This window comes from Paenibacillus sp. FSL R7-0302 (genome assembly GCF_038006885.1).
Taxonomy (GTDB): Bacteria; Bacillota; Bacilli; order Paenibacillales; family Paenibacillaceae; genus Paenibacillus_AQ.
The window spans coordinates 509,211-522,520 of record NZ_JBBOWB010000001.1; the positions used below are offsets into that span (position 1 = coordinate 509,211).

Here is a 13,310-nt window from a genome sequence, read left to right on the forward strand (position 1 = left end):
TTTTCTAGTAAACTTACTATTATATAAGCTTGGGTGTGCGGTTCTTTATAGAGAGAGGGGATGGCGGTACGATGGGCTTTATTCCGGTGTTTGTTCTGGCCGTTTTATTCTTTGTGATGATGTTCGGCATTGGCTTCATTCTTAACATGCTGATGAAGACTACCTGGTTCCCTGCCTATCTGTTCGTCATTGTCATTCTTCCGGTGGTGGTCTATTCCATCTGGGACCGGAGCGCGATGTCCCTATGGGAGCACCTCTCTACCTTCCACATTGTGGATTATCTTACCGGCATAGCCGGTCTTGCCGGGGCAGTTCTGAGCGGCTGGACGATTCAGAAGCTGCGGCTGGGCGGATACAAAATGTTCTAAACGCTGCCTGAAGGGCGGTACAACAAGAAACGGCTAGTCTCCTGTAATGGGGGGGAGCCGTTTTTTTCTTTTCCGCCAGAAAGCCCAAGAATTCATCTTTATTTTACATTTCCGGCCGGGTGTTTTGTGATAGAATAGAAATCTATATGATTTGGTATAGAAGAGGGGGAGGTAACCGCAGATGCGTATGAGCAACCTGCATCATTTCACTGAACATCACCGGTACTGCGTGTCCCGCGAATTCGGTCTAAGCCAGCTGGACGGACGTATGCTGGGCTCAGTCTATCAGCCAATGGTAGGCGCGTTCGCCATCAGCCTGTACAGATTGCTGTTCGAACATATTCCGGCTGAATCTATCGGTTACTCCGGTGTGGAGCAGCAGCGCAGGCTCTTTATGACCCTGGGCGTTGAACCCAACGAGAAGGGCCGTAAATATATGGTAGACCAGGCTTCCCGGCTGGAGGCGGTGGGACTGCTGCAGACCTGCCGGCTGTATGCCGCGGAGAACGATGATTATATGTACGAATACGAGTTAATGCCGCCGCTGTCGCCGGCTGATTTTTTTGCAACCCAGCATCTGACGCTGCTGCTCCGGGATAAGATCGGCAAGTTCGCTGTGCTGTCGCTGCGTGAGCAGTTCTGGCACCGGGAACCCGAGGAATGGAGCGGGCGGTCGCTCGGGAAAGAGAATATTTCACTGCCCTTTTATGATATTTTTGAGCTGAATACCCATGTCATCGACTATGAGCTGGAGCAGGCCTTGGCCGAGGTAGCCTCCGTGCGTCAGCCCGGCACCACCCAGGACGCTGATTCGAATATAGCCTACAGCGATATTATCCTGCGCTTCCCGCGTGAATCGGTGAACCGTGCGCATGTTGAGAAGCTGCGTTTTGACCATAACCAGATGGGTGTCATTAATTATGTGGCCCGCAAATACGAGCTTGGCCCGCAGGATGTATGCCGTCTGCTGGATGAGGATGATGTCTTCACGCCGGACGGAGAGGTGATTCTGGATACGCTGCAGTACAAGGCGAGCCAGCATTTCCGTCAGGATAGGAAGCGCCAGGAGAAAAGAGAGATTGCTGCCTCCAAGGTAGTGTCACTGCGCTCCGCCGCTGAGGAAGAGAGTGATCCCTCCGCAGTGCCGGTGGAGCAGGCTGTCGAAATGGAGTTCTATGTAGAAGTCCCTCCGCAATTTCTGTCCAAATGCGACATTCACCAATATAATATGATGCTGCGCAACGAGCCTTATACACGGCTATTGCAGACGTTCTTCCCGGGGGCGGTTCCGGGCCAGCTGATGGATATTTTCGAGAAGATTGATCTGAACTATAAGCTCAGCGGTGAAGTAATCAATGTACTGATCCATTATCTGATGACGATGGTAGCTTCCGGCGGCGATCAGCGGATGAACCGCAACTTCGTGGAGGCGATTGCCTCCAATATGCTGGTGAAGCAGGTGAATACTTACGAGAAGGCCGTGCGCTATATCCGCGACCAGTCCAAGGTGAAGGGCAAGGGGGCGGCTTCCGCCTCCTCCGGCACTGGCACGACGGGAAGCCGTCCGCGTTCATATACGAAGAGCGGCGGGCGGTCCGGCAAGCAGGAGATTCCGATTGTGCTTGATGACGGCAGCGCCGGAACCGTATCGGAAGAGGAATTCGCGGCGATGATGAAGAAAGCGGCCGAGATCAAGGCCAGCAAGAAAAAAGGCGTTCTGAGAACGCCCTGAAGAAAGTGAGGTGCAGCGATGGAGTCCATGGGCGAAGTGCTGCGTTCGATGAACAACCCCGCTCTGCGCCAGCGCTCCCGTGACCTGGAGCAGACCCTGCTGAACCATCCCCTGGTCAAGGAGCTTCAGGCTGAGCATCCCGAGCTGGACGAGTCCCGGCTGCGGCTGCACTTAAGCCGTCTGTACCAGTATGTCGAAGAGGACCGGCATTGTAAGAACTGCCCCGGCCTGGCGAATTGCCCGAATGATTTCCAGGGGCATTACAGCAAGCTTACCGTAGAGACGGTTAATGGTGTAACGGATCTGTATGAGCGCAAGACACCGTGCAAGCTGAAGATTGCACAGGATAATCAGGATAATGTCCGCAAGCGGATTCGCAGCTTCTATGTGGACGAGCGGGTGTTGAACGGCGGATATGATGAGATGGATATTATGGGCAAGGACCCCCGGCGGGCCTCAGCCGTGAACAAAATATTTGACTATATAGCAACAGTGCGGGCAGAGGGCCTGACTTCGCGGGGCATTTATTTGCAGGGCAGCTTCGGGACCGGAAAAACCTTCCTGATGTGCTATCTGCTCCATGAGCTGGCGATCTCGGGCTACAGCGGCGTGATTGTCTATATGCCGGATTTCATCGAGGAACTGAAGCTGATTATGATGGATAACCAAAAGCTGAAGGAAATGGTCGATACGATGAAGAATTGTGATCTGCTCATCTTCGACGACATCGGAGCCGAGAATCTCAATCCCTGGGCGCGTGACCATGTGCTCGGAGCGATTCTGAATTACCGGATGAACCGTAAGCCGACCTTCTATACCTCGAATTATCCGCTGGACGGGCTGGAGAAGCATCTCAGCATCACCAGCAAGGACGGGGAAGAGGTCTACAAGGGCCAGCGGCTGATGGACCGGATTGCCCCGTTCGTAGAGGTGATTCCGCTGCATGGGGAGAACCAGCGCGGCAGGGCCAGAGGGTAATGAATAGAAAAAGGGTCCCAGTCGATGTGATGGCTGGGGCCCCTTTTTACTGTTATGTGAAGAGTTAGCCGGATTTAGCTGGGGCTGAATTTCCACCAGTTGATATTGAACAAATATCCGCTGCCGCCTGTGAATTTCAGGTAAAGGTCATGAGTCCCGCTTGCCCCGCTGACCGTGCAGGTCTTGGTCACCCAGCTCTGCCAGCCCCCTGTATTCTGCACTGCACAGGTGCCGACCAGCGTTCCTGCCGGACTGTCCAGCCGCAGCTCAATATTACCGCCGCTGCCTGCTGACGCTACCCGGGCCTCGAAGCCGGAAGCTCCGGCGCCGAAGTTCACATTTTTGATTTTGAGATAATCGCCGTGATCGATGAAGCCGACATTCATTCCCCCGTCCGTATCTGAGGTGGTCTCGGTCTCTACCCCGGCCGCCCATGCACTGGTCTCGGCTTGTGTTCTGACATAGGGGTTAAGGGTGGCGATGGGCTGCGGCCCGGCGGTTGTCATGTTGATGACCGGGAAGCTTCCGTCCGCGTTGTAGGTGAATTGCTCAACCCCCACTGACCGGGTGAAGCCGCCCCCGCCAGGCAGCGCGCCATTGTGATAAAAGAAATAAGAGCGCCCTTTGAAGTCGATGATGCCCGGGTGATTCGTGAAACTCCCGCCTTGGGTAGGCATAATGATCCCTCTGTACTTCCATGGGCCGGTAGGCGAAGAGCTGGTAGAATAGGTGATATTCTCTGGAATACCGCTTGCGGCGTAGACCATGTAGTATAAGCTGCCGCGTTTGTAGAACCAGGGTCCTTCTTCGTAGAGGGTTGGTCTGTCAGCATTGCCGTTTCGCACACCGAAGCTGTCTGTGGTCATAGGTACCTGGACAATACCTGTGCTCTGGTTGTAGGAGATCATATCCGGGTTCAGCTTCACATACTTCAGTGTCGGATTCCCCCAGTAGAGATAGGCCTGGCCGTCACTGTCTACATATACCGTAGGATCGATGTCGCCCCAGCTGCTGGAGACGAGCGGTTTGCCGATAGCGTCCACGAACGGGCCGGTCGGGCTGTTAGCAACGGCGACGCCGATGGCGGGCCGTCCGAGCGAAGTGCTTTTTGCCGTGACATAAAAGTAGAATTTGCCGTTGCGCTCAATCACCTGGCTGGCCCAGGCTTCTCCGCTCGACCAGCTGAACGCCTTGTAGGATAGCGGTGACCCGTGATCGGTCCAGTTCGCCATGTCCTTGGAGGAGTAGACCCTCCAATCATTCATCGTATAGTAGGTCGAGTTGTCTTCGTCATGTCCGGTGTACAGGTAGACCGTATCATTGTATACAAGCGGGGCCGGGTCTGCCGTGTAGATGGTCTGTACAACAGGGTTGTCAGCGAACGATACCGGGGAATACAGCGCCGAAGCCAACAAGCCTGCGACAGCAAGGCTGACAAGCTTTTTCATTGTTCCTTCCTCCTCAAAATAGGGTATAAGAGCGCTTTCGCATACAGAGTAACACGGCTCCTGTGAAACAAAAATGTGTTTTCTTTTTATTAAATTGTAAATTTATGTTATTCTTAACGACGCTTGACGGATCGCAAAATGAACGCAAAAAAAATCCGGCATCCCGCCCAGGCCTGGGCGAAGAATACCGGACACTGCACCTAAGCAGCTATTCGGACAAATACTTGATGATTACCATTCCGAAGAAGACCACGGTCATGAAGCCGGTCATCCCGAAGAAACCAGCCATCAGATCACCGAGATCGTTGCGGGGCTCCTCATTGATATGCTCCCGCGGGTCACGGACCTGTGCGTTGACATTGACGTCCATTCGCTTCTTCCTCCTTGCTGTTGCATGACTGCATGAAGTGGGTTACAGTTATACATGTGAGAGAAGTCATTGACAATTAATGCGCTTTCTTCAAGTATACGAAGATGCAGGGAAGTTGTAAAGATAAGATCGTATGCCAAAAGGGTGATTCTATGCTAAATATAAGACCTATGGAACCGCAGGAGTATGATTTTCTTATGGATATGCATTATGAGTCCATTCATATTGAACAAGGTAAGCCTCCCAGAAGTGAGCTGCTGAATTCCCCGGGGATTGCGAAGTACAACGAACATTGGGGGAGACAAGGCGACAGGGCGGTAATCGCACTGGTGGATAATCAGCCCGCAGGTGCTGCCTGGTACAGGCTGTTTGACGAGACGAACCAGGGCTACGGATTTGTGGATGCTACAACCCCGGAATTAGGCGTTGCTATTCGGTCTGACTACAGGCAGCAGGGATTGGGAATCAGGCTTATGAAGGGCATCATACAGCAAGCCGTATCCGATGGATACCCGTCACTTTCGCTCAGTGTTGATCCGGAGAATCAGGCGGCCGTCCGGTTATATCACAAGCTCGGCTTCGAGTATGTCGGGACAGCCGGTACCTCGTGGACGATGAAGCTGAATCTCAGGGACAAAGTCTAAACCGTTAAAAGACAAATTAATTTTATGCAATATAATTTCTCGAAATATATAACAAATGCATTGTATTTATGTTATACTGTGAATGTGTCGGTAAATGATAATCTGGTTATCATATTACATGAAGCATTTTATCCCGCTATGATCTCGGAGTAAATTCTGCGGACTTGGCTCAGGCTATAGAAGCGGAAGTTATTTCGTACAGCTTAAGCTCACAAAACTTATCTTAAGGAGGAACAATATCATGGCTATCGTGAACGTGTCTGACCAATCCTTCGTGAATGAAGTGGAAGGTCAAGGTACTGTAGTAGTAGATTTCTGGGCACCTTGGTGCGGCCCTTGCAAAATGCTTGCCCCAATTCTCGAGGAATTGTCCACCGAGCTGGGTGACGATGTGAAGATCGCTAAATTGAATGTTGATGAGAATCCTGAGACAGCTTCCCGTTTTGGAGTAATGAGTATTCCTACTCTGATCTTCTTCAAAGACGGCCAGCCTGTGGACAAAGTCGTAGGACTGAACTCCAAGGACTCCCTTAAGAATATCGTAGCCAAGCATCAATAATGGATTATAACCTGCTGTAACCAGGGCCATGCGGCCTTTCAGACAAAGCGCCTTCGGATTATCGAAGGCGCTTTGTCTGTCCTATAGAAACGGATGTTCTATATTAAGGCTTGAATGTGTAGTACATTCTATTCTAAACTTACCTTATAACCGTGTAGTAACAGGTGGGGGAGAACTTATGGATTATATGGATAATATCCGCAACAAGCTTGCGCTGCTGCCTGATCTGCCCGGCTGCTATCTGATGAAGAATCAAGAGGGTACGATCATCTATGTCGGCAAGGCCAAAGTACTGAAGAACCGTGTACGCTCTTATTTTACCGGCAGCCACAACGGGAAGACGCAGCGGCTGGTCGCCAATATTGTTGATTTCGAATATATCGTGACGTCGAGCAACATGGAAGCACTCATTCTGGAGTGCAACCTGATCAAGAAGCATATGCCGCGCTACAACGTGCTGCTGAAGGATGACAAGACCTTTCCTTATCTGAAAATCACCAACGAAGCCCATCCGCGCCTGGAGGTTACCCGCCGGGTGCTGAAAGATAAAGCTAAATATTTCGGTCCGTATCCGAACAGCTACGCCGCCCAGCAGACCAAGAAGCTGCTCGACCGGATGTATCCGCTGCGCAAATGCGGGGTGATGCCGAAGGAGGTCTGCCTGTACTATCACATGGGCCAGTGCCTCGCGCCATGCGAGAAGGAAGTGCCGAAGTCGGCCTATGAGGAGATTATTCAGAATATCTCTTCCTTCCTCGGGGGCGGACATGATGCGGTGAAGAAGGATCTGCAGAAGAAGATGCAGGAGGCGGCCGAGGAGCTGTATTTCGAGCGGGCCAAGGAGCTGCGCGACCAGATTCAGCACATCGATGCCGTGATGGAGAAGCAGAAGATCAATACAGCCGATACCAAGGACCGCGACGTCTTCGGCTATGCGGTAGACAAGGGCTGGATGTGTGTGCAGATCCTGTACATGCGGCAGGGGAAAATGATTCAGCGCCACTCGTCGGCTTTTCCGTTCTACGGGGAGGCGTACAGTGACTTCATGTCTTATGTGACGCAGTATTACAGCGACAATCCCGCGCTGCCGCAGGAAATCCTGCTGCCGGATATGGCCAGCGCCGGAATGCTTCCGCCGGAAGCAGGCAGCGCCGCTGGTCAGGGAAGCGGCGGACCGGAGGCTGTAGGAATGCCGAGCGGACAGGCGCTGATGGCTGCCTTGGGCGCAGAGGACGAGACGGAGGCCGGAGAGGAGTTGCGCGAGCTGGACGCCGCTGGTCAGATGCTTGCGGCTGATCTCTCCACGGCTGCCGAAGCTGTGCAGGAGCAGGCAGAGCAGGAGGCGGCTGCCGAAGGGACCGTAGATGCGGCCGGAGGCGCAGCCGCCCTGCAGGAATGGCTGGGCATTAAGGTGCTGGTGCCGCAGCGCGGGCTGAAGAAGCAGATGATCGGCATGGCCTGCCAGAACAGCCGGGTCGCGCTGAATGAGAAGTTCCGCCTGATCGAGCGGGACGAGGAGCGCACCTCCGGGGCGGCCAGCAGTCTGGGGCAGAGCCTGGGGCTGGACTCGCTGAACCGGATCGAAGCGTTCGATAACTCGAATATCCAGGGGGCCAATCCGGTCTCGGCCATGGTAGTCTTCATCGACGGCAAGCCTGCCCGCAAAGAGTACCGTAAGTATAAGGTCCGCACCGTACAGGGGCCGGATGATTATGAGACGATGCGCGAGGTGATCCGGCGGCGTTATGAACGGGTGCTGAAGGAGAATCTGCCGCAGCCGGATCTGATCGTAGTCGATGGAGGCAAAGGCCAGATCTCTTCGGCGATCGATATTCTGCAGAATGAGCTGGGGTTATTCATTCCCGTCTGCGGTCTGGTCAAGGATGACAAGCACAGAACCGCCCAGCTGCTGGTCGGCGACTCCGCCGAGCCGGTCTCGCTCGCCAGAGACAGCCAGGAGTTCTACCTGCTGCAGCGTATCCAGGATGAGGTTCACCGCTTCGCGATCACGTTCCACCGGGAGCAGCGCGGCAAGTCAATGGTCACCTCGAAGCTCGATTCGATTCCGGGCATCGGGGATAAGCGCCGGAAGCTGCTGCTGAAGCATTTCGGGTCACTCAAGAAGATCAAGGAAGCCTCCATTGAGGATTTCAAGGTGCTGTCCATCGGCGAGAAGCTGGCCGGTCAGATTCTGGAGGCGCTGAAGGATGAGGAGCCGTCAATCTAAAATAGATGTGAACGGTAACGGAACAGAAGCCGGCCCCATGTGGGCCGGCTTCTTTGGTTGTGGTCAGGAATGGATGGTATTCTCAGAAATCCCGCTACATTCCCGGAAGGCCAATGTGTGCGGAAAACCGAACATAATGCGCAAATGGGGTGAATTTCCGTAATCTGTCGCTGCACAATTAGGTAAATCTTCATATTATGCATAAATCGTCGCTTTTACCAATTGCAACCGGTTTCGGTAAGGGGTACGCTTATTATGAATCTATGAAAGCGCTTGTGTGAAAGCTGTGGACTTTCAGAACCAGGGTAAGGGGCTGATGCAGACTCCGGGAAATGGACTCCGGAAAAAGTCAGGTTTACAGGCTGAAGAGCTGCAATCCAATCGTAAAGAGGAGGATAAAGGGAATGGTATATTCAAAATCTGTAAGACGCAAGAGGGGAATCAGCGGGACCGCTCTTATTCTAAGCATCGTCATGCTGCTGAGTCTCGTGCAGGTTCTTCCGCCCGGACGGGCATATGCCGCGGACTCTTATCTGCTCTCCACAGACCGGCCCGCGTATGCATCGGGCACGGAGGGCAATAATACCCCGGATCTGGCGGTGGACGGCAATACAGGTTCCCGGTGGAGCAGTTCATGGGGGACGGACCCGAACTGGATTTATGTGGATCTCGGGGCAACTGCAACGGTAGACCGCGTTGTGCTCCGCTGGGAAGGGGCTTACGCCAAGTCTTACAAGATCCAGGTATCCGCAGATGAATTGAATTGGAGTGATATCTATTCCACAACTACTGGAGACGGCGGTGTGGATGACATTACACTCAGCGGGACCGGCCGTTATGTCCGGGTATTCGCCACAGAGCGGAACCTGACGCAATACGGCATTTCCCTCTATGAGTTTGAGGTTTATGGCACTGGCGGCGTTAATCCTCCTCCGGTAGTTTTGGGTCCGAATGTGGCCTTGAACAAGCCCGCGACGGCTTCATCCTATCAGGTGGCCGACTATCTCCCTGTCGGCTCTACCCTGCCGGCACTGGCGGTAGACGGCAACCTGAACACACGCTGGTCTTCCAACGCGACCGATAATGAATGGCTGAGCGTTGATCTGGGCAGCGTACGTACGCTGGGCCGGGTGGTCATTAATTGGGAGGCCGCTGCCGGCCGGATCTATGATATTCAGGTTTCCAATGACGGAAGCACATGGACTACGGTATACCGCGAGCTTCACGGCGACGGTGGCACACTTAATCTGCCGGTCTATGCCAGCGGCCGCTATCTGCGGATGAAGGGTATCAGCAGAGCCACCTCCTTCGGGTACTCGATCTTTGAATTCCAAGCCTATGATTATGTGGCAGGCGATCCCAAGCCGGTCTATAACATTCCGGCCTTGCCTACACTGACCACAGTACCCGTAGGCCAAGGCAGCCATGCCGCGAATGACCTCTCGGTTCCCCAGCCTAAATATCCGCTGTACAAATCAGATGCGCTGACTGCGCCGCTGCCTTCCAATGACTGGTGGCAGTCCATTATGATCAATCAGCTCGGCAACGGCATTATCACGCTTCCGCTCAAATCGAAATATACCAAGCAGGGCCTCAGCATTCTGAATCCGGGTGCAGGCTACTTAAGCGCCGACGGCAAGGCGCAGGAAGCGGCGGGAAGCCCGGACCTGTTCCTGATGGCCGGCAACATTAATACTTCGGGGATGTCGAACCGGATTACCGGTTACGGCGACTGGTCGGCGACTGCGGTGTTAAGCGATGGCGCTGCGGAGAAGCTGAAGACAACGTTCGTCAAAGGCTCGCCTTACCTCTACTCGCAGTTCAGTGATCCGTCCAGTCCTGAAGTGTATCTGCCCGCCGGGGCCCGCTTCTTTAATGACAGCAATACTACGATTCTGGCTGCAGACGGCGACACCGTGACTGCAGACCATATCGGCATTGCGGTTACCAATTCCAACGGGGCGCCAACGCCTGAAATGGTAACCAGACACTATGGGCTGTATGCTCCGGCCGGTACAACCTTCAAGCGGGTCGGCGCCAAGCTCAAAATTCAGCTGGGAGGAGGCCAGAATTACCTGTCCCTGTCGGCTTTTCCGGCACCGTCCAATCTGAATTATTTCTACCAGCACGGCTATGCCTTCGTGACGGACACGAAGGTGGCCTATACCTTCAACGAGACGACCTCAGATGTCACAACTACCTTCAATGCGGTAACAGAACTCAAGCGTTCAGGCTTCCCGAATACCACGCTGATGGCCCAGCTTCCCCACCAGTGGAAGGTGACCACAACACCGCTGACCGCTGTCTCCTTCCCGTCCATCCGCGGAACGATGAAGGTGACAGAGGGCAATTCGTTCGCCACTACGGATAAATTCCACGGCATTGTGCCGCAGTTCACCGAGCCGGGCGATTCTACCTATTCCCGTCAGGATCTGCTGAATTACCTGGCGTTGCTGGATACGGACACTGCCACCAATCTGATGCAGGCCGATGCGTACTGGCAGGGCAAGAAGCTGCATCCGCTGGCCATGGGTGTGCTGATCGCCGATCAGATCGGCAATGAGAGCTACAAGAATCTGTTCCTCTCCCGGATGAAGACGGTGCTTACAGACTGGTATACGTACACCTCGGGGGAAACCGATTATTATTTCGACTACAACTCTGACTGGGGAACATTGATCTATAAAAACAGCGAGTTCGGCGCGAACTCCGGCATCACGGACCATCATTTCACGTATGGCTATTATGTTTTTGCATCGGCTGTGCTCGCCACCTATGATACCGACTTCAGAAATAAATTCAGCGGAATGGTCGATGAGCTGATCCGGGATTATGCCAATCCGTCGAAGACAGACCCGAAGTACCCGTACTTCCGCAACTTCGACCCGTATGAAGGTCATTCATGGGCCGGCGGGTATGCGGACAATGACAGCGGCAATAACCAGGAAGCAGCAGGGGAATCGCTGTTCGGCTGGGTCGGCCAATATATGTGGAGCACGCTGACCGGCAATACAGCCTTCCGCGATGCGTCCATTATGGGCTTCACGACGGAGCTTAGAGCAGTACAGCAGTACTGGTTCAACTACGACCAGGATAACTGGCTGCCGGGCTATACGCATAAAACGGTGGGCCAGATTTACGGAAGCTCGAATTTCTTCGGCACCTTTTTCAACGGGAATCCGGTGTATGTCTATGGCATCCACTGGCTGCCTACAGCAGAATATTTAACCAGCTACGGGTTCGATACGGCTAAGGCGGCTGGATTATACAGCGGCTTCGTGGCCGATAACGGCGGGCCGGAACCGGACTGGTACCATATTGTCTGGCCGATCCAGGCGCTGAGCGATCCGCAGGCGGTGCTGAATAAATGGAATCCGGCACTGCCGCAGCAGAACGAATTGTACAACACGTACTGGTTCGTGCACAATATGGCCACACTTGGATCACGCACCAAGGACATTTGGGCGGAGAACGGCTACAGTGCAACGGTATATAAAAAAGGTTCCGCCTACCGCGCGCTGGTCTGGAATCCGACGAATGCGGCCATAACCGTTACGTTCCGCAACAGCGGAGGAGTGACAGGCTCGGCTGTAGTCGAAGCCAAGAAGCTGGTGAAGGTGGACCCGACGAAGGTCACCACGGATACGCTGCTTACTCCGCCTGCCATGACAGCCGATACCACTCAGAACGCAGCCGGCCAGCCGATTGAGCTGACGTTCACGGACAATGCGGCCTGGAGAAATGCAATCACTGCAGTGAAGGTGGATGGAGTGACAGCAACGGCAGCGAATTATACTGTGGAAGCCGGTAAAATCACGCTGAACACCGCGCTGTTCCCCACGGCAAAAACTTACACGGTTACAGTGACGGCAGACGGATATACCGATACTTCGGTGCAGCAGGTGATTACCGGCAGCACAACGCCGACAGGGAACCTTGCGCTGAACAAGGCGGTGACTGCCTCGGAGAATCCGAAGCAGCCCGCTGCCGCAGCTGTGGACGGGAACCCGGGCACCCGCTGGGAATCAGACTTCAGCGATCCGCAGTGGATTCAGGTGGATCTGGGCTCTGCCCAGACGGTCAGCCGTGTGCTGCTGAACTGGGAGGGCGCGTACGCCAAAGCCTACTCGATCCAGACGTCGGCAGACGGAGCGAACTGGGCAACGGTCTATTCGGCAACAACCGGAGACGGGGACATCGATGACATTAGCTTCACCCCGGTCAGCGCGCGGTATGTGAAGGTTAATGGCACAGAGCGCGGTACGCCGTACGGGTATTCCTTATGGGAACTGGAAGTGTACGGCAGCGGCAGCGCTGTAACACCGCTTACTCCGCCTGCCCTGACAGCCGATACCACCGGGAACGCAGCAGGCCAGCCGATTGAGCTGACGTTCACGGAGAATGCGGCCTGGAGAAATGCAATTACTGCGGTGAGGGTGGATGGAGTGGCAGCAGCGGCAGCGAATGTTACCGTGGCAGCCGGTACAATCACCCTGAACCCTGCGCTGTTCCCTGCAGGGAAAACTTACACGATTACAGTCACTGCGGCCGGATATAATGATGCTTCGGTGCAGCAGGTGATTTCCGGCGGCACAACGCCAACTGTGAACCTTGCGCTGAACAAGGCGGTGACCGCTTCGGAGAATCCGAAGCAGCCCGCAGCCGGTGCTGTGGACGGAGATCTTGGCACCCGCTGGGAGTCGGACTTCAGTGATCCGCAGTGGATTCAGGTGGATCTGGGTTCTGCCCAAACGGTCAGCCGTGTGCTGCTGAACTGGGAGGGCGCGTATGCCAAAGCCTACACAATCGAGACGTCAGCAGACGGCACGAACTGGACAACGGCCTATTCCACAACAACCGGGGATGGGGACATCGACGATATCAGCTTCACCCCGGTCAGTGCGCGGTACGTGAAAGTGAACGGGACGCAGCGCGGCACACAATATGGCTACTCTTTATGGGAATTGTCCGTCTATTAATGCAC

The 13,310-nt window shown here is 54.3% G+C and carries 9 protein-coding genes; 7 read left to right on the forward strand and 2 right to left on the reverse strand.

What is annotated here, in order from left to right; genetic code table 11:
• Positions 1-71: 71 nt before the first annotated feature.
• The 3 genes from MKY96_RS02285 to dnaI all read left to right on the forward strand — a co-directional run bounded on the left by MKY96_RS02285 (position 72) and on the right by dnaI (position 3,078).
• Positions 72-368 carry a YuiB family protein gene (locus tag MKY96_RS02285; RefSeq protein ID WP_025707684.1) on the forward strand — a complete coding sequence of 99 codons (297 nt, stop codon included), beginning with the start codon at positions 72-74 and terminating at the stop codon, positions 366-368.
• A gap of 181 nt (positions 369-549) precedes the next feature.
• The gene (locus tag MKY96_RS02290; RefSeq protein ID WP_340938328.1) at positions 550-2,100 is read left to right on the forward strand and encodes a helicase DnaB; all 1,551 of its coding nucleotides are present in this window, start codon (positions 550-552) and stop codon (positions 2,098-2,100) included.
• 18 nt (positions 2,101-2,118) lie between these two features.
• The gene (dnaI, locus tag MKY96_RS02295) at positions 2,119-3,078 is read left to right on the forward strand and encodes a primosomal protein DnaI (RefSeq protein WP_340938330.1); all 960 of its coding nucleotides are present in this window, start codon (positions 2,119-2,121) and stop codon (positions 3,076-3,078) included.
• A 74-nt stretch (positions 3,079-3,152) separates the two neighbouring features.
• Here dnaI and MKY96_RS02300 read toward each other — a convergent pair whose 3' ends face one another.
• Entirely contained in the window at positions 3,153-4,526 is a 1,374-nt protein-coding gene (locus tag MKY96_RS02300) for a glycoside hydrolase family 43 protein (protein ID WP_340938331.1), read from the reverse strand.
• Positions 4,527-4,734: 208 nt separating this feature from the next.
• Complete coding sequence (locus MKY96_RS02305) at positions 4,735-4,896, reverse strand: YqzM family protein (RefSeq protein WP_143803803.1); 162 nt, start codon at positions 4,894-4,896, stop codon at positions 4,735-4,737.
• Between the two features lie 197 nt (positions 4,897-5,093).
• Here MKY96_RS02305 and MKY96_RS02310 point away from each other — a divergent pair, with 197 nt between their 5' ends.
• The 4 genes from MKY96_RS02310 (at position 5,094) to MKY96_RS02325 (ending at position 13,305) form a co-directional block, all read left to right on the forward strand.
• Positions 5,094-5,540, forward strand: a complete 447-nt coding sequence (locus tag MKY96_RS02310) for a GNAT family N-acetyltransferase (protein WP_340938333.1) — start codon at positions 5,094-5,096, stop codon at positions 5,538-5,540.
• Between the two features lie 241 nt (positions 5,541-5,781).
• Positions 5,782-6,099: a thioredoxin gene (gene trxA / locus MKY96_RS02315; RefSeq protein ID WP_036701616.1), complete on the forward strand. Its 318-nt coding sequence runs from the start codon at positions 5,782-5,784 to the stop codon at positions 6,097-6,099.
• A gap of 178 nt (positions 6,100-6,277) precedes the next feature.
• On the forward strand, positions 6,278-8,326 hold the full coding sequence (gene uvrC / locus MKY96_RS02320) for an excinuclease ABC subunit UvrC (RefSeq protein ID WP_340938334.1): 2,049 nt from the start codon (positions 6,278-6,280) through the stop codon (positions 8,324-8,326).
• Between the two features lie 404 nt (positions 8,327-8,730).
• Positions 8,731-13,305 carry a galactose-binding domain-containing protein gene (locus MKY96_RS02325; RefSeq protein ID WP_340938335.1) on the forward strand — a complete coding sequence of 1,525 codons (4,575 nt, stop codon included), beginning with the start codon at positions 8,731-8,733 and terminating at the stop codon, positions 13,303-13,305.
• Positions 13,306-13,310 lie beyond the last annotated feature (5 nt).

Coding starts and splice junctions, on each gene's coding strand:
- MKY96_RS02305 (WP_143803803.1), bottom strand. CDS start 4,896: ATGGACGTCAATGTCAACGCACAGGTCCGTGACCCGCGGGAGCATATC.
- MKY96_RS02285 (WP_025707684.1), top strand. CDS start 72: ATGGGCTTTATTCCGGTGTTTGTTCTGGCCGTTTTATTCTTTGTGATG.
- MKY96_RS02325 (WP_340938335.1), top strand. CDS start 8,731: ATGGTATATTCAAAATCTGTAAGACGCAAGAGGGGAATCAGCGGGACC.
- MKY96_RS02300 (WP_340938331.1), bottom strand. CDS start 4,526: ATGAAAAAGCTTGTCAGCCTTGCTGTCGCAGGCTTGTTGGCTTCGGCG.
- MKY96_RS02310 (WP_340938333.1), top strand. CDS start 5,094: ATGGATATGCATTATGAGTCCATTCATATTGAACAAGGTAAGCCTCCC.
- MKY96_RS02290 (WP_340938328.1), top strand. CDS start 550: ATGCGTATGAGCAACCTGCATCATTTCACTGAACATCACCGGTACTGC.
- uvrC (WP_340938334.1), top strand. CDS start 6,278: ATGGATTATATGGATAATATCCGCAACAAGCTTGCGCTGCTGCCTGAT.
- trxA (WP_036701616.1), top strand. CDS start 5,782: ATGGCTATCGTGAACGTGTCTGACCAATCCTTCGTGAATGAAGTGGAA.
- dnaI (WP_340938330.1), top strand. CDS start 2,119: ATGGAGTCCATGGGCGAAGTGCTGCGTTCGATGAACAACCCCGCTCTG.